Raw genomic sequence first — 18,233 nt, forward strand, 5'->3', positions numbered from 1 at the left:
CGACAATGCGAGGGGCATCGGGACGGCCAACGGGCGCCAGGCGAGGACCACGTGACAATTATCGACCAGAACAGCGGCGAAATTCCGCCGGCTTCCGCCAATCTGATCAAGGACACCACCACCCAGACGTTCATGAAGGACGTCATCGAGGAATCGCGCCAGCAGCCGGTGCTGATCGACTTCTGGGCGCCGTGGTGCGGTCCCTGCAAACAGCTGACCCCGATCCTGGAAAAGGCCGTTCGCGCCGCCAAGGGCAAGGTCAAGCTGGTCAAGATGAACATCGACGAGCATCCGGCGATTCCCGGCCAGATGGGCATCCAGTCGATCCCCGCGGTGATCGCTTTCGTCAACGGCCAGCCGGCCGACGGCTTCATGGGCGCGGTGCCGGAAGGCCAGATCAACGCCTTCATCGAGCGCTTGACCAAGAACCAGCCGCCGACCGGCACGGCCGCCGACCTGCTCAAGGAAGCCGACGCAGCCCTGGCTGCCGGCGATGCGGAGACGGCCGCCGCGATCTACGCCCAGGTGCTCGGCGAAGATCCGGAGAACATCACGGCGCTGGCGGGGCTCGCGCGCTGCTATGCGGAAACCGGCGCCATCGACCAGGCGGCCCAGACGCTCGCCATGGTGCCCGAATCCAAGCGCAACGATCCGGCGGTCAAGGCGGTGCAGGCGATTCTCGACCTCGCCGCCCAGGCCGAATCACTCGGCCCGCTCGCCGAGCTCGAGCAGAAGGTTTCCGCGGATCCCAAGGATCATCAGGCGCGGTTCGACCTCGCCACCGCGCTGAACGCCGCCGGCAAGCGGGCGGAAGCGACCGATCACCTGCTGGAGATCGTGCGCCGCGACCGCAAGTGGAACGACGACGGCGCACGCAAGCAGCTCGTGCAGCTGTTCGAGGCGTGGGGACCGACCGACGAGGCGACCACCGAGGGACGGCGCCGCCTGTCCTCGATCCTGTTCTCCTGACGCCGCGCGCGGGCGGCGCCGCCGCGGCGACCGCCCCGCGTCTCCGACGAGACGCCGCCGCGATGTGAAGCCGAGAAACAACCGATGCCGATCAACGTCGAATATCGCGGACCTGCGGATCTTCCCGCCATCATTCCGGTGTTTCCCCTGACCGGCGCGCTGCTGCTGCCGCGCGGGCAGATGCCGCTCAACATCTTCGAGCCGCGCTATCTCGCGATGGTCGACGATGCGCTGCGTGAGGGCCATCGCCTGATCGGCATGATTCAGCCGGACGTCGCGCATTCGCACAATGCCGACCGCCCCGTGCTGTTCCAGGTCGGCTGTGTCGGCCGCATCACCCAGCTCGCCGAAGCCGGCGACGGCCGTTACATCCTCGAGCTCACCGGCGTATCACGCTTCAAGGTGGTCGAGGAGATCGCGGTGACCACCGCCTACCGGCGCTGCCGTGTGAATTATGAGCCCTTCATCGACGATTTCACCGCCCGCAAGGGCGAGGACGAGGTCGACCGCGAGGCGCTGCTGTCGGCGCTGCGCGCGTTCCTCAAGGCCAACCAGCTCAAGGTCGACTGGGAAGGCATCGACGGCGCTCCCAACGAGGCGCTGGTCAACGCGCTCGCGATGATGTCGCCCTTTGGCGCCGCCGAGAAGCAGGCACTGCTCGAGGCGCGCGATCTCAAGACCCGCGCCGAGATCCTGATCGCGGTGACCGAGATGGACCTCGCCAAGAAGAAGACATCCGGCGACCCGCCCCTGCAGTAACCGACAACCCGTCGCCCGCCGCGCGGACGCTCAATACCCCGCCGCCGCCAATCCGACCGCCAGCGCCAACGCCATCCAGCCGGGATGCCGGCCGCGCGTCGCGCAGGCGTTGGCGAGCGCACCGAACGCATACATCGCCGCGACGATCACCACGATCCAGTGCCGTGCCGTCGCTGGTGCGACATGCGGCGCCGCGACCAGCAGCACGCCGCCGGCGATCCATGCCACGGTGCTGCATTGCCAGACCAGGCGAATCAGCGTGCGCAGTCGCCGCGGCTCGATCGTGGCGTTGGCAAACACCTTGGTTTCACCGAGCACGCCGTGCACCAGCGCGGTGAGAATCGCGATCACGCCGGCAATCTGCAGCATCAGATCACGCATCATCGTCACCATACAGTTGTGTATGGTGACGATGCGCCGATCGCTGGCCCCTGTCAATACAGTTGTGTATGGTGACTCATGAACGAGATGGATGGTCGATAGATGGCGGATCAGCTGTCGGCGCAGGACTGGCTCGACCAGGGGTTGCGAACGCTGGCGCGCGACGGCTTCATCGCGCTGAAAGCGGATCCGCTGGCGAAGGCGATGGGCGTGTCCCGCGGCAGCTTCTACTGGCATTTCGCCGACATCGCCGCCTATCACGCCGCGGTGCTCGGACGCTGGCGCGAGGTTGCGCTCGACAACATCATCGCCGATGTGGAACAGGCGCCGCCCGAGGACATGCCGCTGCGCCGGCTGCTGCGCCGCGTGTTCGCCGCACGGCCGGCGCTGGAGATGGCGGTGCGCGGCTGGGCAACCCATGATGCCGCGGCGCGCCGGGCCGTGCAGGCGGTGGACCGCCGCCGTCTCGGCTATGTCGCGGACCTGCTGGTCGCCGCCGGCGTGCCGGCGGCCGCCGCACAAGCCCGCGCACAGATCCTGTACTGGGCGTTTCTCGGCTTCGCGCTGTCGGACCGGGCGCCGCCCGCCGAACCGCTGACGGCGCTGGTCGACGAACTGGTCCGGATGGCCGGCGCGCGCGACTGAACAGCGCGCCCGCGCGATATCCATCCGCTGCACAGATGTGCTAGCAGGAGAGCATCTTCACGAGTTCACGCCGGAGCCTGCCATGACGACATCCCCGACCCAGCGCCCGGACGCCGTCGATCCGAAACTGCTCGAGATCCTGGTGTGCCCGCTGACCAAGGGCCCGCTGGAGTACGATGCCGAACGGCAGGAACTGATCTCGCGCTCCGCCAAGCTCGCCTACCCGATCCGTGACGGCATCCCGATCATGCTGCCCGAAGAGGCGCGCAAGCTGGACTGAGGCGGAAGACGGTTCGCGACGGGACACAGCGCGCTTCCACATTTTCTGCGTCATCACCGGGCTTGACCCGGTGATCCTGCTTAAGAAACGCACGTCGTGTAGTGAGTAGGCTGGTTTGCCGGGTCCAGCCCGGCAATGACGCATGGGACGTCGCAAACTCTGGGAAACAGCCTAACCGCGTGGCCCACGATCGGCTTGCGGACGCTACAGCGCCTCGCCGCGCAGCAGGCGCGGCACCTCGCCGGCAAGGCCCGCAGCCTGACGGATGAAGGCGCTTTTCAGCGGCGGCAACCGGTCAACGAGGCCGAGCCCGATGTCGCGCACGCTGCGCAGCAGCGTCGATTCATTGGAGAACAGCATGTTCAGCGTGTTGGTGGCGACCCCCATCGCCATGGTGTCGAAGCGCCGCCAGCGCTGATAGCGCTCGAGCACGTCGGCCTGCCCCGGATCGATACCGAGCCGCGCCGCATCCACCACGCATTCGGCAAGTGCGGCGATGTCCTTCAGCCCCATGTTGAGGCCCTGTCCGGCGATCGGATGGATGACATGGGCGGCGTCGCCGACCAGCGCCAGCCGCGGCGCGACGAAGGAGCGGGCGACGAAATAGCCGAGCGGAAACGCGCGCGGCGCATCCAGCGCCCGCACCTCGCCAAGCTTCAGCCCGAACCGCATCTCCAGCTCCCGCTGGAATTCGTCGGCTGGCAGCGCCACGATCCGCGCCGCCTCGTGCCGCTTCTCGGTCCACACCAGCGACGAGCGCCGGCCCATCAGCGGCAGAATCGCGAACGGCCCGGCCGGCAGGAAATGCTCCTCGGCGCGGCCCTCATGATCGCGCTCGTGGCCGACAGTGACGACGATGCCCGACTGATCGTACTCCCAGCCATGGGTGGCAATGCCGGCGCGCTCACGCAGCTTCGAGCGCGCGCCGTCGGCGGCGACCAGGAGGGCAGCCTCGATGGTCTCGCCGCTGCTGAGGCGCACCGCGATGCCGTCGCTGCGCGTCTCGAATGTCGTCACGGCGGCGGCGCGCAGGGTGATGCCGGAGGCTTCCGCGCGCGTCGCCAGCGCGTCGATCAGACGGCGGTTCTCCACCATGTGCGCGAATGGCTCGCCCGGCGCGACCTCGCCGCCGAAGGTGAGGAACACCGGCCGCGTCGCATCCGCGAGCTGGCTGTCGGTCACCACCATGTCGAGGATCGGCTGCGCCTCGGCTGCGACGTCGCCCCACACGTCCAGCGCCTCGAACAGCCGCCGGCAGGCGGCCACGATCGCCGAGGCGCGGGGGTCGCGGGACGGCCGCGTCGCCAGTGCCGGATCGGCGACGATGATCGGGGTGGTATCGCCGAACCCCTGGCGGAGCGCCAGCGCCAGGGCGAGCCCTGCGAATGCGCCGCCGCCGATGACGATACCTCGTTGCGTGGACATGGTCGTCTTTCCATACTCGCTCTTGCCACGCACGCACGCTTGGGCAACATAGTCCCGCGCCTGGAACACGGCGGATGCTGTTGTTCTATCAGCAATTCCGTGTGCCCGGAAATGTTCAAATTGCGACGGCGGACCGACGGGTCCGGCGCAACCGAGGACCGAGACACGCCATGTCGAAAAGCCTGATTGACCTGATCTCGATTCTCGACATCGAGCCGCTGGAAGTGAATTTATTCCGTGGCATCAGTCCCAAGACCAGCTGGCAGCGGGTGTTCGGCGGCCAGGTCATCGGCCAGGCCATGGTGGCGGCGTGCCGCACGGTCGAAGGCCGCGTGCCGCATTCATTGCACTGCTACTTCATCCTGCCGGGCGACCCGCAGATCCCGATCATCTACGAGGTCGAGCGGCTGCGCGACGGCAAGAGCTACAGTACCCGCCGCGTCACCGCGATCCAGCATGGCCACGCCATCTTTTCCATCATGGTTTCGTTCCATGTCGAGGAAGAAGGCTCGTTCGACCACCAGGAGGTGATGCCCGACGTGCCGCCGCCGGAAAAGCTCACCGCCGAAGAGGTCGCCAAGCAGCCGATGTTCCGGGAGATGCCGGAGTTCATCCGCCGCTATTACGAATCCGACCGCCCGATCGAGCTGCGCCCGGTCGAGCTCGGTCGCTATTTCGGCCAGAAGATCGAGGATGGCCGCATCCATGTCTGGATCCGCACCGCCGCCAAGCTGCCGGACGATCCGGCCCTGCACATGTGCGCGCTCGCTTACGCCTCCGACTTCTCGCTGCTCGACGCGGCGATGGCGCGTTATGGCCGCACCCTGTTCGACAAGCGCATGATGCCGGCGAGCCTCGACCATGCGATGTGGTTTCACCGCCCGTTCCGCGCCGACGAATGGCTGCTCTACAGCCAGGATTCGCCGAGCGCCCAGGGCGGCCGCGGCCTGACCCGCGGGCTGATCTTCAAGCCGGACGGCACGCTGGTCGCTTCCGTCGCCCAGGAAGGCTCGATCCGCGAGCGCAAGAGCTGATGACCCATCCGTGCAGGCCGCGCCGCGGCCTGCCGCTGGCCACGACGTCCCGCCGTGCCGTGCAATTGGGCATCACCCGCCCGGAATTGCCGTAATATTTTGCCGACAGCCTTTATCGCAGGCAATAAACCTGCTTATTTCCTGCGTCCGTGCCGCCCGCGTCGGCAGGCGCGGAAGGGCGTCGTCGTCAATTGTCATATCGCTGATGTCATATCGCTGACATACGGGCGCGATCCCGTGACGCCGCCGGCGTGGACTGCCAGCGGGCTTTGCGGACGGCGGTCCAGGGCGCATGAGAGAGGCGCATGAGAGAGCTGGGAAGGCCGGGGACTATGAAACTTGTTGTTGCGATCATCAAACCGTTCAAGCTCGACGAGGTGCGCCAGGCACTGACCGCCATCGGCGTGCACGGCATGACGGTGACCGAGGTCAAGGGTTACGGCCGCCAGAAGGGCCATACCGAAATCTATCGTGGCGCAGAGTATGTGGTGAACTTCCTGCCCAAGCTGCGCATCGAGATCGCTGTCTCCTCGGAGCTCGCCGACAAGGCGGTCGAGGTCATCACCGCGGGCGCGCGCACCGGGCAGATCGGCGACGGCAAGATCTTCGTCACGCCGATCGATCACGCGCTGCGCATCCGCACCGGCGAAACCGACACCGACGCGCTCTGACGCCATTTCTCATTCTCGTCTCGGCGCGCCCAACGCCGCGCGCGCCTTCATTGTTGCCTGCCGGGGATCTTCCATGACGATCACGCCCTGCCGCGCGTCGCGTGCGGCTGCTCTTGCGACGCGTGCACGCGCGCATTTCATCGCCACTTCGCGCCGCGGTCTCGCCGCCGCGACCTTCGGCGCCGCGGCGCTGCTGGCCGCAGGTGGCACCACGCCCGCGCTGGCGCAGGCCGCATCCGGCAGCATCAATGCCGCCGACACCGCCTGGATGATCGTCGCGACCGCGTTGGTGCTGATGATGACCATTCCCGGCCTCGCGCTGTTCTACTCCGGCATGGTGCGCAAGAAGAACGTGCTCGCCACCATGGCGCAGAGCCTCGCCGCCGTGGCGCTGATCTCGATCCTGTGGGTGATCTACGGCTACAGCCTCGCCTTCGTCGGCGACGGCGCCTGGATCGGCACGCTCGACCGCGGACTGCTCGCCGGCGTCGACATGACCAGCGTCAATCCGCTGGCGAAGACGATTCCCGAGGCGCTGTTCGCGCTCTACCAGATGACCTTCGCTGTCATCACCGTGGCGCTGGTGGCGGGCGCGGTGGCCGATCGCCTGCGCTTCTCTGCCTATGTGGTGTTCTCGCTGTGCTGGTTCACGCTGGTCTATGTGCCGCTCGCGCACTGGATCTGGGGCGGCGGCTTCCTTGCCGCAGCGGGCACGCTCGATTTCGCCGGCGGCCTCGTGGTGCACCTCAGCGCCGGCACGGCCGGCCTCGTCGCCGCGCTGGTGATGGGCAATCGCCGCGGCTACGGCACCGACAATCTCGCGCCCTACGACCTGTCGCTGGCGATCATCGGCACCGGCCTGTTGTGGGTCGGCTGGTTCGGCTTCAATGGCGGCTCGGCGCTGGAAGCCGGCTCACGCGCGGTGATGGCGATCTTCGCCACCCATCTCGCCGCCTGCGCCGGCGCGTTGACCTGGACCGCGATCGAATGGCTGACACGTCGCAAGCCCTCCGTGCTCGGCATGATCTCCGGCGCGGTCGCGGGCCTCGGCACCATCACGCCTGCCTCCGGCTTCGTGGCGCCGTGGCACGGCATCGTCATCGGCATCGTCGCCGGCGCGGTGTGCTTCTGGGCCTGCACCAGCCTCAAGCATCGCTTCAACTACGACGACTCGCTCGACGTGTTCGGCATTCATGGCATCGGCGGCCTGCTCGGCACGCTGCTGGTCGGCGTGTTCGCCACCTCCGCGATCGGCGGCTCGTCCGGGCTGATCGAGGGCAACAGCAAGCTGATCCTGAGCCAGCTCTACGGCATCGCCGTCACCTTCGCGTGGACCGGCGGCGTAACCTTCGTGCTGCTCAAGATCGTCGACGTCATGGTGCCGCTGCGCGTCACCAAGGACCAGGAGCTGGAAGGCCTCGACATCACCCAGCACGGCGAGGCGCTGCAGTAGCCGCCGCAGACCTGCGCCGCGCACGGCTTCGGTCGGCGCGGCGCATCCCTGCCAGGCAGGGCTTGCATTTCAAATAAGTATTTGCTTATGTGTCGTTCATGGAGAACGACATCTTCAAGGCGCTGGCCGATCCCACCCGACGAGCGATCTTCGACAAGCTCGCGAGCGGCAGCCAGAACGCCAGCGCCCTGCGCGAGGGCATGACCATCAGCCAGCCCGCCATGTCGCAGCACCTCGCGGTGCTGCGCGCCGCCGGGCTCGTGCGCGAGGAGCGCCAGGGCCGCTTCGTCAACTACGAGGTCGACCCCAACGGCATCGCGGACATCGGCACGTGGCTCGCACGCTACCGCGCCTACTGGCCACAGCGGATGGACGCGCTCCGGACCCTGCTGAAGGACATGGACCAATGACCGAGCCGGCGACTGCGGACCGCACCCCCGAGCACGACAGGCTGGAGCTGGACTATGAGTTCGAGGCGCCGCCCGAAAAGGTCTGGCGCGCGGTCACCATCCCGGCGCTGCGCGAGCGCTGGCTCCCCGATGCCGATCTTGCGACGGCCGAACCCGACACCACCGTCGACGGCGAGGAAGTGCGCTACCGCATGCGCGATCCGCGGCCGCCGTTTCGTGAGAGCGTCGTCACCTTTCGCCTGACCCCGACACCGGCAGGCGGCACGCGCGTCTACATCATCCACGAACTCGGCATCACGCAACACCACGCCGCGCAGGCGCTGCACGGCGCCAACAGCAACGACGTTCTGATGCGCGCCGCCTGAGCGGCGAGACGATCGCTGGTCTCGCTCAAGCGGCTTAACGCCTGATCCCCACCCTCATCACTGAAAGGGAGGTCGCCGATGCGCGACATGATGCAGCTCGTCCCCATGGTCGTCGAACAGTCGAGCCGCGGCGAACGCTCGTTCGATATCTACTCGCGGCTGCTGCGCGAGCGCATCATCTTCCTCAACGGCGAGGTCAATGACGCGATGTCCGGCCTCGTCTGTGCGCAGCTGTTGTTCCTGGAGGCCGACAACCCCAACAAGCCGATCAACCTCTACATCAACTCCTATGGCGGGGTGATCACCTCGGGGCTTGCGATGTACGACACCATGCAGTTCATCAAGTCGCCGGTGCACACCCTGTGCATGGGCACCGCGCGCTCGATGGGATCGTTCCTGCTGATGGCGGGCGAGCCCGGCCACCGCACCGCCCTGCCCAATGCCAGCCTGCATGTCCATCAGCCGCTCGGCGGCTTCCAGGGCCAGGCCTCCGACATCCTGATCCATGCCGAGGAGATCCGGCAGACCAAGCACCGCATCACCCGCCTCTATGCCGAGCACTGCGGGCGCAGCTATGAGGAGGTGGAACGAACGCTCGACCGCGACCACTTCATGTCCGCCGACGAGGCGCTGGCGTTCGGGCTGATCGACCGGGTGGTGTCGGCGCGGGAAGCCGCCGCGTAACCCAGGCAAGGGCGCGGGCCGCGGGACGCGCCTGCGAGCGACGAGGCGGCAACCGGCCATCCGATATCCTTATGTTTCTGCTGGATTTTCCGCGGCCCTTCGGCAGCCGGCCACAGCTCGCGGACCCCATCCGCCTTTGTTTTTTGCTGCCGCTCGCTTGGGCACAATTGTGTCGATTATCTGTTTTGCCCATGAGTTGGGCTAACCTGACTAAGTTTTGGGCGCGACAGTTTGGCGCGCACCCCCTCTTTTGCACCCCCGCAAGAAAACCCTCGGATTCATAGACCATTAGGCCGCACCGGCCGGTTGGCACGGCATTTGATTCTATGGGTGCCGGCTGGCCCGTGGGGAAGTGCTCGTCTTCGCGTGGTGACCTTCAGTCAGTACCGCCTGGCCAGTGACGGCCGGGCCCAAGCGGGGAAATGAACCCATGAAAATTGTTATGGCCATTATCAAGCCATTCAAATTGGAAGAGGTCCGTGACGCCCTGACCGCCATCGGCGTTCACGGACTGACGGTAACCGAAGTCAAAGGCTATGGCCGCCAAAAGGGCCATACCGAAATCTACCGCGGCGCCGAGTATGCCGTGAGTTTCCTGCCGAAGATCAAGCTCGAGGTCGCCGTCGCCTCGGACCAGGTCGACAAGACCATCGACGCCATCACCGGCGCGGCCAAAACCGGCCAGATCGGCGACGGCAAGATCTTCGTCATGAGCCTCGAACACGCGGTGCGCATCCGGACCGGCGAGTCCGACGCGGCTGCCCTCTGATTTCGCGCTTTTCATTCACTCAGGAGTAAAACATATGACGTTCAAGCGTCCTACCGGCGCGGGATTGGCAGCTCTTGCCGTCGGCGTTCTCGCCGCGACTGCCGCGCATGCCGAACCCACGGTCAACAAGGGCGACAATGCCTGGATGCTGACCTCGACGGTGCTCGTGCTGTTGATGACCATCCCCGGCCTTGCGCTGTTCTACGGCGGCCTCGTCCGCTCCAAGAACATGCTGTCGGTCCTCGCCCAGGTGTTCTACACCGTCTGCGTCGTCTGCGTGCTGTGGGCGCTCTACGGCTACAGCCTCGCCTTCACCGGCGGCTCGCCCTACATCGGCGGCTTCTCCAAGGCCTTCATGATGGGCATCACGCCCGACTCGATGGCGGCGACCTTCACCGCCGGCGCCAACATCTCCGAGCTCATCTACTTCTGCTTCCAGATGACCTTCGCGGCGATCACGCCAGCTCTCATCGTCGGTGCCTTCGCCGAGCGCATGAAGTTCGCGGCGATCGCGCTGTTCATCCCGCTGTGGGTGACGATCATCTACTTCCCGATCGCCCACATGGTCTGGTACTGGGCCGGCCCGGACGCCATCGTCGATGCAGCGAAGGCGCTGGCGGCGGCGGCTCCCGATGCCAAGGCGGCGGCGCAGGCCAAGCTTGACGAAGTGATGGCCGATGCCGGTCAGGTGTATCTGTGGGGCGCCCTCGACTTCGCGGGCGGCACCGTGGTGCACATCAACGCCGGCATCGCCGGCCTCGTCGGCGCCCTGCTGATCGGCAAGCGCACCGGCTACGGCAAGGAGCTGATGGCCCCGCACTCGCTGACCATGACCATGATCGGCGCTTCGCTGCTGTGGGTCGGCTGGTTCGGCTTCAACGCCGGCTCCAACCTCGAAGCCAACGGCGGCGCCGCGCTTGCGATGACCAACTCGTTCCTCGCCACCGCCGCTGCGGCGCTGTCGTGGATGTTCGCCGAGTGGATCATCAAGGGTCATCCCTCGCTGCTCGGCGCGCTGTCGGGTGCGGTGGCGGGCCTTGTCGCGGTGACGCCGGCGGCCGGCTACTCCGGCCCGATGGGCGCCATCGTGCTCGGCCTCGTGGTCGGTGTGGTCTGCCTGTTCTTCTGCACCGTCATCAAGAACGCGCTCGGCTATGACGACTCGCTGGACGTGTTCGGTGTGCACTGCATCGGCGGCATCGTCGGCGCGCTCGGCACCGGCATCCTCGTCAACCCGGCGCTCGGCGGCACCGGCGTGATGGACTACGTCGCCGGCAAGATCGGCGACTACGACTTCACCACCCAGATGATCGCGCAGTTCAAGGCCGTGGCCACCACGCTGGTGTGGTCGGGCATCGGCTCGGCGATCCTCTACAAGGTGGTCGACGTCATCGTCGGTCTGCGCGTCAATGTCGAGAAGGAACGCGAAGGCCTCGACGTCACCGAGCACACGGAGCGCGCCTACAACATGTAAGGCGGCGCTTCTCAAGGGACACGGTTGGGGCACTAACCCGGCAATGCCCCGTCCGTACGAAGGGCCCCGGCGCAAGCCGGGGCCCTTCACCTTTTCGGAACCGGCATAATCACTGCCGCCGGTCCCGCGCTCTCGCCGATGGTTAATCGCGTCTTAACCTCGCCGCATCTATGGTGATCTGATCCGGTCCCGTTCGATCTCACGGTGCGATCGACAGATCAAAAGTGCTGGCGTTTCAAGATGGTTACACCCGCTTCTCCCTCCCCGGCGCAAGGCAGCCAGGACAGCGAGCGCTCGCCGTTCGCGCGGCTGACCGACCTGCTGAGGGGACTTGAGCCGGGCAAGCCGCTGATCAACCTGTCGCTCGGCGAGCCGCAGCACCCGGTGCCGGCCTTCGTCGGCCCGGTGCTGACCCAGCATGCCACCGAGTTCGGCCGCTATCCCGCCGCCAAGGGCATCGAGCCGTTCCGCAAGGCCGCCGCCAGCTGGCTCGACCGCCGCTTCACCCTGCCCCGGCCGATCGATCCGGACACCGAGGTGCTGGTACTCAGCGGCAGCCGCGAGGGGCTGTTCTTCGCCGCCATCGCCGCGTCGCGCCATGTCGGGCCGCGCCCGGGCAAGCCCGCGATCCTGCTGCCGAACCCGTTCTATCCCGCCTATGCGGCCGGCACCGATGCCGCCGGCTGCGAGCGCGTGCTGCTGCCGACCACGCCGGACAACGGCTTCCTGCCCGACCTCGACGCCCTCGACGAGGCGACGCTGGCGCGCACCGTGGCGTTCTTTCTCGCCTCCCCCGCCAACCCGCAGGGCGCGGTGGCCTCATCAGACTATTTCAGGCGTCTGAAGGCGCTCGCCGACCGCCATGGCTTCGTGGTGCTGAGCGACGAGTGCTATTCGGAGATCTATACCCATGCCGCGCCGGGCAGCATTCTCGAATGCGCCGGGCCCGACTTCGCCAATGTCGCCGTGTTCCAGTCGCTGTCGAAGCGCTCGAACCTGCCGGGCATGCGCGTCGGCTTCGCCGCCGGCGACAAGGCGTTCCTCGCCCGCATGCATGAACTGCGCAACGTCGCGGCGCCCACGGTGCCGGTGCCGCTGCAGCATGTCGCCGTCGCCGCCTATGGCGACGAGGCGCATGTCGAGGACAACCGCGCGCGCTACCGCCTGAAGTTCGACCTCGCCGACCAGATCCTGGGATCGCGCTTCGGCTACAAGCGCCCGGCCGGCGGCTTCTGCCTGTGGCTCGACGTCTCCGCCCATGGCGGCGACGAGGCCGCCACGGTCAGGCTGTTCAAGGAGGCCGGGGTGCGGGTCATTCCCGGCAGCTATCTGGCGCGACAACAGGCTGACGGCAGCAACCCCGGCGCCGGCTACATCCGCGTCGCGCTGGTGCAGGAAAGCGACATCACCGCGGATGCGCTGCACCGCATCGTCGCCGTGCTGGACGGGGCCCCCGCGCAGGAGGCGCGATGAGCATGCCGGCGATCGAGCGCGTCATTCCGCTGGTCGGCCAGCTGCCGGACCCGCTGCGCGAGATGGTGGTGCGCCGCCTGCGCGAGCTTGCCGGCCTCGGCCTCGTCGCGCTTTCCGGCGTCATGGCTGCCGCGCTGATCACCTGGTCGGTGCAGGACCCGAGCCTCAGCCACGCCACCGCTGGCAAGATCCACAACATCATGGGCTTCCCCGGCGCCATCGGCGCCGACCTGCTGATGCAGATCATGGGGCTCGGCGCCGTCATGATCGTGCTGCCGGTCGCGGTGTGGGGCTGGCGCATGATGACCCACCGGCCGTTCGACCGCGAAGCGCTGCGGATCGCGAGCTGGATTCTCAGCGCCACCATCGCCGCCGGCTTCTGCAGCTGCTGGCCGCGCTCGGCGACATGGCCGCTGCCCACCGGGCTCGGCGGTGTGGTCGGCGATGCCCTGGTGCGGGCGCCCGCGGTCATTTTCGGGCCCCCCGGCTTTACCTATCGCGCTGTTCTCGGCGGCATCCTGTTCGTGGCCATGGCGGTGACGTTCCTGTTCGCCTGCGGCCTCGGCGCGCAGGAAAGCATCGCCGACGCGCGCACCCCGGCGCGCGACGAGGATGACGATCTGCCGATGGACGAGGACGAGGAGCGTCGCTCGGTGTCGCTGGGATGGCTGGTGCACGGCCTGCTCAGCCTGAAGGCGCAGCTGTGGCGCGCGATGCGGATCGGCTATGGCCTGCTGGTCGCCAACCGCGAGACCGCGCGGGCCGCGCCGCTGGAACGGCGCGAGCCGCGGCTCGGCGACCGCAAGAGCCCGTCGATCGCCCCGCATCACGACGACGACGAGGAAGACGACGACTACGCCGCCGCGGCCGAGCACGATGTCGAGGCGGAAGATGTCGGCGAGGACGAGGAGGACGACGAGGAGCCGGTCGCCCCGCCGCCGCGCAAGCGTGCGGCGAAGCCCGCGCCGCCCGCGAAGAAATCGTCCGTCGCGTTCGCCCTGCCGCCGCTGTCGGTCCTCGCCGCACCCAAGGCCGGCGACCGCAAGCCGCTCAGCAAGGCCGAGCTCGAGCACAACTCCAAGGCGCTCGAGGGCGTGCTGCAGGACTTCGGCGTCCGCGGCGAGATCACCAATGCACGGCCCGGCCCCGTGGTCACGCTGTACGAGCTCGAGCCGGCGCCCGGCATCAAGTCGTCGCGCGTCATCGGCCTCGCCGACGACATCGCGCGGTCGATGAGCGCGCTGTCGGCCCGCGTCGCGGTGGTCCCCGGCCGCAACGCCATCGGCATCGAGCTGCCGAACGAGCACCGCGAGAAGGTCTATTTCCGCGAGATGCTGTCGACCAAGGAGGGCGCGGAGTCGACCGCCAAGCTGCCGCTCTGCCTCGGCAAGAACATCGGCGGCGAGCCGATCGTGGTCGATCTCGCCCGCATGCCGCATCTCCTGATCGCCGGCACCACCGGCTCCGGCAAGTCGGTGGCGATCAACACCATGATCCTGAGCCTCGTGTACCGGCTGCGCCCGGACCAGTGCCGCCTGATCATGGTCGATCCCAAGATGCTGGAATTGTCGGTCTATGACGGCATCCCGCATCTTCTGACCCCGGTGGTCACCGACCCGAAGAAGGCGGTCGTGGCGCTGAAGTGGGCGGTGCGCGAGATGGAGCAGCGCTACAAGAACATGGCCAAGCTCGGTGTGCGCAACATCGACGGCTACAATGTGCGGCTCGCCGAAGCGCGCGCCAATGGCGAGGAGCTGACCCGCACCGTGCACACCGGCTTCGACAAGGAGACCGGCAAGGCGATCTACGAGGAAGAGAAGCTCGATCTCGATCCGCTGCCCTACATCGTCATCATCGTCGACGAGATGGCCGACCTGATGATGGTGGCCGGCAAGGACATCGAAGGCACCGTGCAGCGCCTCGCGCAGATGGCGCGCGCCGCCGGCCTGCATGTCATCCTCGCGACGCAGCGTCCCTCGGTCGACGTCATCACCGGCACCATCAAGGCCAACTTCCCGACCCGCATCTCCTTCCAGGTGACGTCGAAGATCGACAGCCGCACCATTCTCGGCGAAATGGGCGCCGAGCAGCTGCTGGGACAGGGCGACATGCTGTACATGGCCGGCGGCGGCCGCATCAGCCGCGTCCACGGCCCGTTCGTGTCCGACGACGAAGTCGAGAAAGTGGTGCGCCATCTCAAGGCGCAGGGCTCGCCGGAATATCTCGAAGCCGTCACCACCGAGGAAGAGGCCGAGGAGGATGGCGCGGTGTTCGACTCCACCGGCATGGGTGGCGGCGAAGGCAACGACCTGTTTGCGCAGGCGGTCCAGATCGTCAAGCGCGACCGCAAGGCCTCGACCAGCTACATCCAGCGCCGGCTGCAGATCGGCTACAACCGCGCCGCCTCGCTGATGGAGCGGATGGAGCAGGAGGGTATCGTCGGTCCGGCCAACCACGCCGGCAAGCGCGAGATCCTCGTTGGTGAGGAAGAAGAGCGCTACTGAGCCGTGGTGACATCAGTGATACAGCACCTGCGGACCGGGTCGCGAAATCGCCACAGCTTTGGGCTAGCGCCAGCCGGGAAAACGGCTAGTGTCCCGGTTCTGACATTCGCACCCTTTCGCGGCGGACTCTCTGCGCATGTTGGAGCCATCGGAGACACCAGCAAGTACAGGTTTCCAGTATGGTTTTTGGATCAGACATTCGCTCGGGGGACTCACGGCAAATGCTGAGCGAATATCAGATCCGCCACACTGGTCTACCGGCCCTCGGCTCATTCGCCCCCCGCTCGAGGGAACTGGTCTTTCACGCACGCCGGATTCGACTTTGCCGGACAGACGCCGCACCGGACGGATCAAACCATTGAGCATGATTGCAGATCGACCATCGGCCTCTTCGGCAAGGGCGCGCGCCGCGCATCTGCGCTGCGCTGCGACCGGCCTTGCCATCGCGCTGCTCGCCGGCGTGCTGGTGCCGGCGGCCATGGCCCAGGCGATCCCGCTGCCGAAGCCCGCGCCGAAAGGGCGCGACGGCAACACGGCGTCGACCGTGCGCTCGGTGACGCCGGCAGCACCCGCAGCGGCGGCTGCGGCGACACCACCCGACCCGGTGATTCCCGATCCGCGCAACCGCGCGGTCACCAGCATCTTCACCACCTTCGACACCAACCAGCGTGCGCAAGCCGCCAAGATCAGCAGCTACCTGTCGTCGCTGCAGAACCTGTCCGGCAATTTCGTACAGGTCGGTCCCGACGGCACGCGATCGACCGGCAACTTCTACATCCAGAAGCCCGGCAAGGTGCGCTTCGAGTATGATCCGCCGAGCAAGATCGCGATCATCGCCGACGGCTCGTCCGTGGTGGTGCGCGACACCAAGCTCGCAACGCAGGACCTCTATCCGCTGTCGCAGACGCCGCTGCGCTTCCTGCTGTCCGACCGCATCGACCTGATGAAGGACACCAATGTGGTCAGCGTCAGCGCCGACGACATGTTCGTCAGCGTCACCATCGAGGAGAAGCAGCCGCTGGTCGGCACCAGCCGGCTGATGCTGATGCTCGGCGCCAAGGACAACCAGCTCAAGCAGTGGACGATCACCGATCCGCAGGGCTACGACACCACGATCGCGATCTACAACCTCGACAGCATCAGGAAGATCGATCCCGGCCTGTTCAAGATCGACTATGCGATCGATCAGTACCGCAATCCGCAATAGTCCGGCGCCGTTTCACACACGATCCCGCTCATGCGCCTGACGCTGACCACCTGGAACATCAATTCGGTGCGCCTGCGCATCGAGCTGGTGGCGAGGTTCATCAAGACGGTCCGGCCGGACGTGCTGTGCCTGCAGGAAACCAAGTGTCCCGACGACGCCTTTCCGCTGAAGCGCTTCAAGCGCCTCGGCTATGAGCATGTCGCGCTGAACGGGCAGAAGGGCTATCACGGTGTCGCCATCGTCTCAAAGCTGCCGTTCGATTCGCGCGACGCCCGCAGCTTCTGCGGCAAGCTCGACGCCCGCCATGTCTCTGCGACCTTCGGCGCCGCCGCGGGCCTTGCCGCACCGCTGACGGTGCACAACTTCTATGTGCCGTCCGGCGGCGACATTCCCGACCCGGCGCAAAATCCGAAGTTCGCCCACAAGCTGTCGTTTCTCGACGAGATGCAGGCCTGCGATCCGCTGCATCCCTCGGCGACTGATCGCCACGTCCTGGTCGGCGATCTCAACGTCGCGCCGCACGAGCATGACGTGTGGTCGCACAAGCAGTTGGTCGACGTCGTGTCGCACACCCCGATCGAGTGCGAGAAGCTGCTCGGCGTGCAGGCGCGCGGCCAGTGGATCGACGTCGCGCGGCAACGCATTGCGATGACGGAGAAGGTCTACACTTGGTGGAGTTATCGCGCCGCCGACTGGGTGGCGTCGAATCGCGGCCGCCGGCTCGATCACATCTGGGTGTCCCAGGCGCTCGGCGACCGTGTCGGCGATTTTGCCATCACCAGCGCCGCGCGTGGCTGGGAGCGTCCATCCGATCATGTGCCGGTAAGCGCGACGCTCGAGGTTTAGCGGGGCAATGCTGTTGTTCTCCGATTGCGTCAGCGACCTGGCGATAGTTCGAAGCGAGGCTCGGTTGGATCAGCAATCGCAAGATCAGGCGAGCCAGCGGCTATCTTCGCCGCCTGCGCCAGGCCGCGGGGAAGGTCGTCACCAGTGCGCGTCGCACGCCGGGCTTCCGCGGCTCACCCCGCATCGTCTCTGCGCGATGGTCGGCAGCCATTGACAAACAGGCGCACGGCCATACGGAGGCGCCGATCCTCGTCTTCGGCGCTTTCGCGAATGCCCATCAGTGCGAGACGCTGCGGAATACCGATCACCGAAATAAAGAATTGCTCGATCATCAGCTGCGGATGCTGAAGCTCGATCTCGCCGCGATCGGCATAGAATCGGAACATGTGTTCGACGGGGCCGAGGGCGCGCTCGCGATTGCGCTCGACGAAGCGCTTTGCGATGTCGGGAAATTGCGGGGCGGACGATACGAATAGTCGATGCAGCGCAATCGCCTCCGGCTGCAGCGCCATGGTGACCCATTTCTGTCCGAATTCGTAGAGGTCGCGTTCGACGCCACGGTGCGACGGCTTGATGGCATGCAGCGTGTCTTCCAGACTGCCGAGGAAGCTATGCTCGGCAGCGGCGATGAACAGCTCGGCCTTGTCGCCATAGCGCGCATAGATGAATCGTTTCGCAACGCCGGCCTGCTTGGCGATCTCCTCGACTGAAGTCGCATCAAAGCCGCGCTCCAGGAACAGCCGCATCGCGGCTTCCAGAACCGTGCCAAGGCGCCGCTCGGCCTCCGCGCGGGTCGGACGCCCTCCGGGGCCGCGTTTGAATTCAGCAAGCTCTGTCATCCCAGCCGGTCCATCGGTGTTGTCATAGCACAGTTTTGGGCTATA

The 18,233-nt window shown here is 66.7% G+C and carries 19 protein-coding genes; 16 read left to right on the forward strand and 3 right to left on the reverse strand.

From position 1 onward, the window contains the following. Positions 1-51: 51 nt before the first annotated feature. A complete protein-coding gene (gene trxA / locus AB4Z37_RS12720; protein WP_441517101.1) occupies positions 52-969 on the forward strand; it encodes a thioredoxin in 918 nt (305 codons plus the stop codon). An 84-nt stretch (positions 970-1,053) separates the two neighbouring features. After that, the gene (locus AB4Z37_RS12725) at positions 1,054-1,728 is read left to right on the forward strand and encodes an LON peptidase substrate-binding domain-containing protein (protein WP_441517102.1); all 675 of its coding nucleotides are present in this window, start codon (positions 1,054-1,056) and stop codon (positions 1,726-1,728) included. A 30-nt stretch (positions 1,729-1,758) separates the two neighbouring features. On the opposite strand, the gene AB4Z37_RS12730 is transcribed toward AB4Z37_RS12725, so the two are convergent. Beyond that, positions 1,759-2,109, reverse strand: a complete 351-nt coding sequence (locus tag AB4Z37_RS12730; protein WP_441517103.1) for a hypothetical protein — start codon at positions 2,107-2,109, stop codon at positions 1,759-1,761. Between the two features lie 102 nt (positions 2,110-2,211). Here AB4Z37_RS12730 and AB4Z37_RS12735 point away from each other — a divergent pair, with 102 nt between their 5' ends. Together AB4Z37_RS12735 and AB4Z37_RS12740 are read left to right on the forward strand one after the other, a co-directional pair. Further along, positions 2,212-2,754 (forward strand): TetR/AcrR family transcriptional regulator, encoded by a 543-nt coding sequence (locus tag AB4Z37_RS12735; RefSeq protein WP_441517104.1) that lies wholly within the window; start codon positions 2,212-2,214, stop codon positions 2,752-2,754. An 82-nt stretch (positions 2,755-2,836) separates the two neighbouring features. Beyond that, positions 2,837-3,034 (forward strand): Trm112 family protein, encoded by a 198-nt coding sequence (locus tag AB4Z37_RS12740; protein WP_441517105.1) that lies wholly within the window; start codon positions 2,837-2,839, stop codon positions 3,032-3,034. 204 nt (positions 3,035-3,238) lie between these two features. Here the strand turns inward: AB4Z37_RS12740 and AB4Z37_RS12745 are convergent, their stop codons facing one another. Then, the gene (locus AB4Z37_RS12745; RefSeq protein ID WP_441517106.1) at positions 3,239-4,459 is read right to left on the reverse strand and encodes a ubiquinone biosynthesis hydroxylase; all 1,221 of its coding nucleotides are present in this window, start codon (positions 4,457-4,459) and stop codon (positions 3,239-3,241) included. Between the two features lie 170 nt (positions 4,460-4,629). Between AB4Z37_RS12745 and tesB the strand changes: the two genes are divergently transcribed. The 12 genes from tesB to AB4Z37_RS12805 all read left to right on the forward strand — a co-directional run bounded on the left by tesB (position 4,630) and on the right by AB4Z37_RS12805 (position 17,349). Then, the gene (gene tesB / locus AB4Z37_RS12750; RefSeq protein ID WP_441517107.1) at positions 4,630-5,493 is read left to right on the forward strand and encodes an acyl-CoA thioesterase II; all 864 of its coding nucleotides are present in this window, start codon (positions 4,630-4,632) and stop codon (positions 5,491-5,493) included. A 332-nt stretch (positions 5,494-5,825) separates the two neighbouring features. Next, positions 5,826-6,164: a P-II family nitrogen regulator gene (locus AB4Z37_RS12755; protein ID WP_441517108.1), complete on the forward strand. Its 339-nt coding sequence runs from the start codon at positions 5,826-5,828 to the stop codon at positions 6,162-6,164. Positions 6,165-6,237: 73 nt separating this feature from the next. Then, positions 6,238-7,617 (forward strand): ammonium transporter, encoded by a 1,380-nt coding sequence (locus tag AB4Z37_RS12760; protein WP_441517109.1) that lies wholly within the window; start codon positions 6,238-6,240, stop codon positions 7,615-7,617. Positions 7,618-7,715: 98 nt separating this feature from the next. Next, positions 7,716-8,027, forward strand: coding sequence for an ArsR/SmtB family transcription factor (locus AB4Z37_RS12765; protein WP_441517110.1), 312 nt, complete (start codon positions 7,716-7,718; stop codon positions 8,025-8,027). Next, entirely contained in the window at positions 8,024-8,392 is a 369-nt protein-coding gene (locus AB4Z37_RS12770) for an SRPBCC family protein (RefSeq protein WP_441517111.1), read from the forward strand. Before AB4Z37_RS12765 ends, AB4Z37_RS12770 begins: the two co-directional genes overlap by 4 nt. 78 nt (positions 8,393-8,470) lie before the next feature. Next, positions 8,471-9,076, forward strand: a complete 606-nt coding sequence (locus tag AB4Z37_RS12775) for an ATP-dependent Clp protease proteolytic subunit (RefSeq protein WP_441517112.1) — start codon at positions 8,471-8,473, stop codon at positions 9,074-9,076. A 430-nt stretch (positions 9,077-9,506) separates the two neighbouring features. After that, complete coding sequence (locus AB4Z37_RS12780) at positions 9,507-9,845, forward strand: P-II family nitrogen regulator (RefSeq protein ID WP_441517113.1); 339 nt, start codon at positions 9,507-9,509, stop codon at positions 9,843-9,845. Between the two features lie 34 nt (positions 9,846-9,879). Then, positions 9,880-11,319, forward strand: a complete 1,440-nt coding sequence (locus AB4Z37_RS12785; protein WP_441517114.1) for an ammonium transporter — start codon at positions 9,880-9,882, stop codon at positions 11,317-11,319. A gap of 240 nt (positions 11,320-11,559) precedes the next feature. Beyond that, positions 11,560-12,792: an aminotransferase class I/II-fold pyridoxal phosphate-dependent enzyme gene (locus tag AB4Z37_RS12790; RefSeq protein ID WP_441517115.1), complete on the forward strand. Its 1,233-nt coding sequence runs from the start codon at positions 11,560-11,562 to the stop codon at positions 12,790-12,792. Beyond that, on the forward strand, positions 12,789-15,296 hold the full coding sequence (locus AB4Z37_RS12795; RefSeq protein WP_441517116.1) for a DNA translocase FtsK: 2,508 nt from the start codon (positions 12,789-12,791) through the stop codon (positions 15,294-15,296). The genes AB4Z37_RS12790 and AB4Z37_RS12795 overlap by 4 nt, the downstream gene beginning before the upstream one ends. A gap of 478 nt (positions 15,297-15,774) precedes the next feature. Further along, the gene (locus AB4Z37_RS12800; protein WP_441517328.1) at positions 15,775-16,503 is read left to right on the forward strand and encodes an outer membrane lipoprotein carrier protein LolA; all 729 of its coding nucleotides are present in this window, start codon (positions 15,775-15,777) and stop codon (positions 16,501-16,503) included. 30 nt (positions 16,504-16,533) lie between these two features. Further along, a complete protein-coding gene (locus tag AB4Z37_RS12805; protein WP_441517117.1) occupies positions 16,534-17,349 on the forward strand; it encodes an exodeoxyribonuclease III in 816 nt (271 codons plus the stop codon). A gap of 173 nt (positions 17,350-17,522) precedes the next feature. On the opposite strand, the gene AB4Z37_RS12810 is transcribed toward AB4Z37_RS12805, so the two are convergent. Beyond that, positions 17,523-18,095, reverse strand: coding sequence for a TetR/AcrR family transcriptional regulator (locus tag AB4Z37_RS12810; protein WP_441517118.1), 573 nt, complete (start codon positions 18,093-18,095; stop codon positions 17,523-17,525). Between the last annotated feature and the right edge of the window lie 138 nt (positions 18,096-18,233).

The sequence above is a fragment of the Bradyrhizobium sp. 2TAF24 genome (assembly GCF_052115025.1).
Lineage (GTDB): Bacteria > Pseudomonadota > Alphaproteobacteria > Rhizobiales > Xanthobacteraceae > Bradyrhizobium_A.

Coding starts and splice junctions, on each gene's coding strand:
- AB4Z37_RS12790 (WP_441517115.1), top strand. CDS start 11,560: ATGGTTACACCCGCTTCTCCCTCCCCGGCGCAAGGCAGCCAGGACAGC.
- AB4Z37_RS12805 (WP_441517117.1), top strand. CDS start 16,534: ATGCGCCTGACGCTGACCACCTGGAACATCAATTCGGTGCGCCTGCGC.
- AB4Z37_RS12735 (WP_441517104.1), top strand. CDS start 2,212: ATGGCGGATCAGCTGTCGGCGCAGGACTGGCTCGACCAGGGGTTGCGA.
- AB4Z37_RS12770 (WP_441517111.1), top strand. CDS start 8,024: ATGACCGAGCCGGCGACTGCGGACCGCACCCCCGAGCACGACAGGCTG.
- AB4Z37_RS12765 (WP_441517110.1), top strand. CDS start 7,716: ATGGAGAACGACATCTTCAAGGCGCTGGCCGATCCCACCCGACGAGCG.
- AB4Z37_RS12755 (WP_441517108.1), top strand. CDS start 5,826: ATGAAACTTGTTGTTGCGATCATCAAACCGTTCAAGCTCGACGAGGTG.
- AB4Z37_RS12775 (WP_441517112.1), top strand. CDS start 8,471: ATGCGCGACATGATGCAGCTCGTCCCCATGGTCGTCGAACAGTCGAGC.
- AB4Z37_RS12745 (WP_441517106.1), bottom strand. CDS start 4,459: ATGTCCACGCAACGAGGTATCGTCATCGGCGGCGGCGCATTCGCAGGG.
- tesB (WP_441517107.1), top strand. CDS start 4,630: ATGTCGAAAAGCCTGATTGACCTGATCTCGATTCTCGACATCGAGCCG.
- AB4Z37_RS12800 (WP_441517328.1), top strand. CDS start 15,775: ATGGCCCAGGCGATCCCGCTGCCGAAGCCCGCGCCGAAAGGGCGCGAC.
- AB4Z37_RS12810 (WP_441517118.1), bottom strand. CDS start 18,095: ATGCGGCTGTTCCTGGAGCGCGGCTTTGATGCGACTTCAGTCGAGGAG.
- AB4Z37_RS12740 (WP_441517105.1), top strand. CDS start 2,837: ATGACGACATCCCCGACCCAGCGCCCGGACGCCGTCGATCCGAAACTG.
- AB4Z37_RS12780 (WP_441517113.1), top strand. CDS start 9,507: ATGAAAATTGTTATGGCCATTATCAAGCCATTCAAATTGGAAGAGGTC.
- AB4Z37_RS12725 (WP_441517102.1), top strand. CDS start 1,054: ATGCCGATCAACGTCGAATATCGCGGACCTGCGGATCTTCCCGCCATC.
- AB4Z37_RS12785 (WP_441517114.1), top strand. CDS start 9,880: ATGACGTTCAAGCGTCCTACCGGCGCGGGATTGGCAGCTCTTGCCGTC.
- AB4Z37_RS12760 (WP_441517109.1), top strand. CDS start 6,238: ATGACGATCACGCCCTGCCGCGCGTCGCGTGCGGCTGCTCTTGCGACG.
- AB4Z37_RS12730 (WP_441517103.1), bottom strand. CDS start 2,109: ATGCGTGATCTGATGCTGCAGATTGCCGGCGTGATCGCGATTCTCACC.
- AB4Z37_RS12795 (WP_441517116.1), top strand. CDS start 12,789: ATGAGCATGCCGGCGATCGAGCGCGTCATTCCGCTGGTCGGCCAGCTG.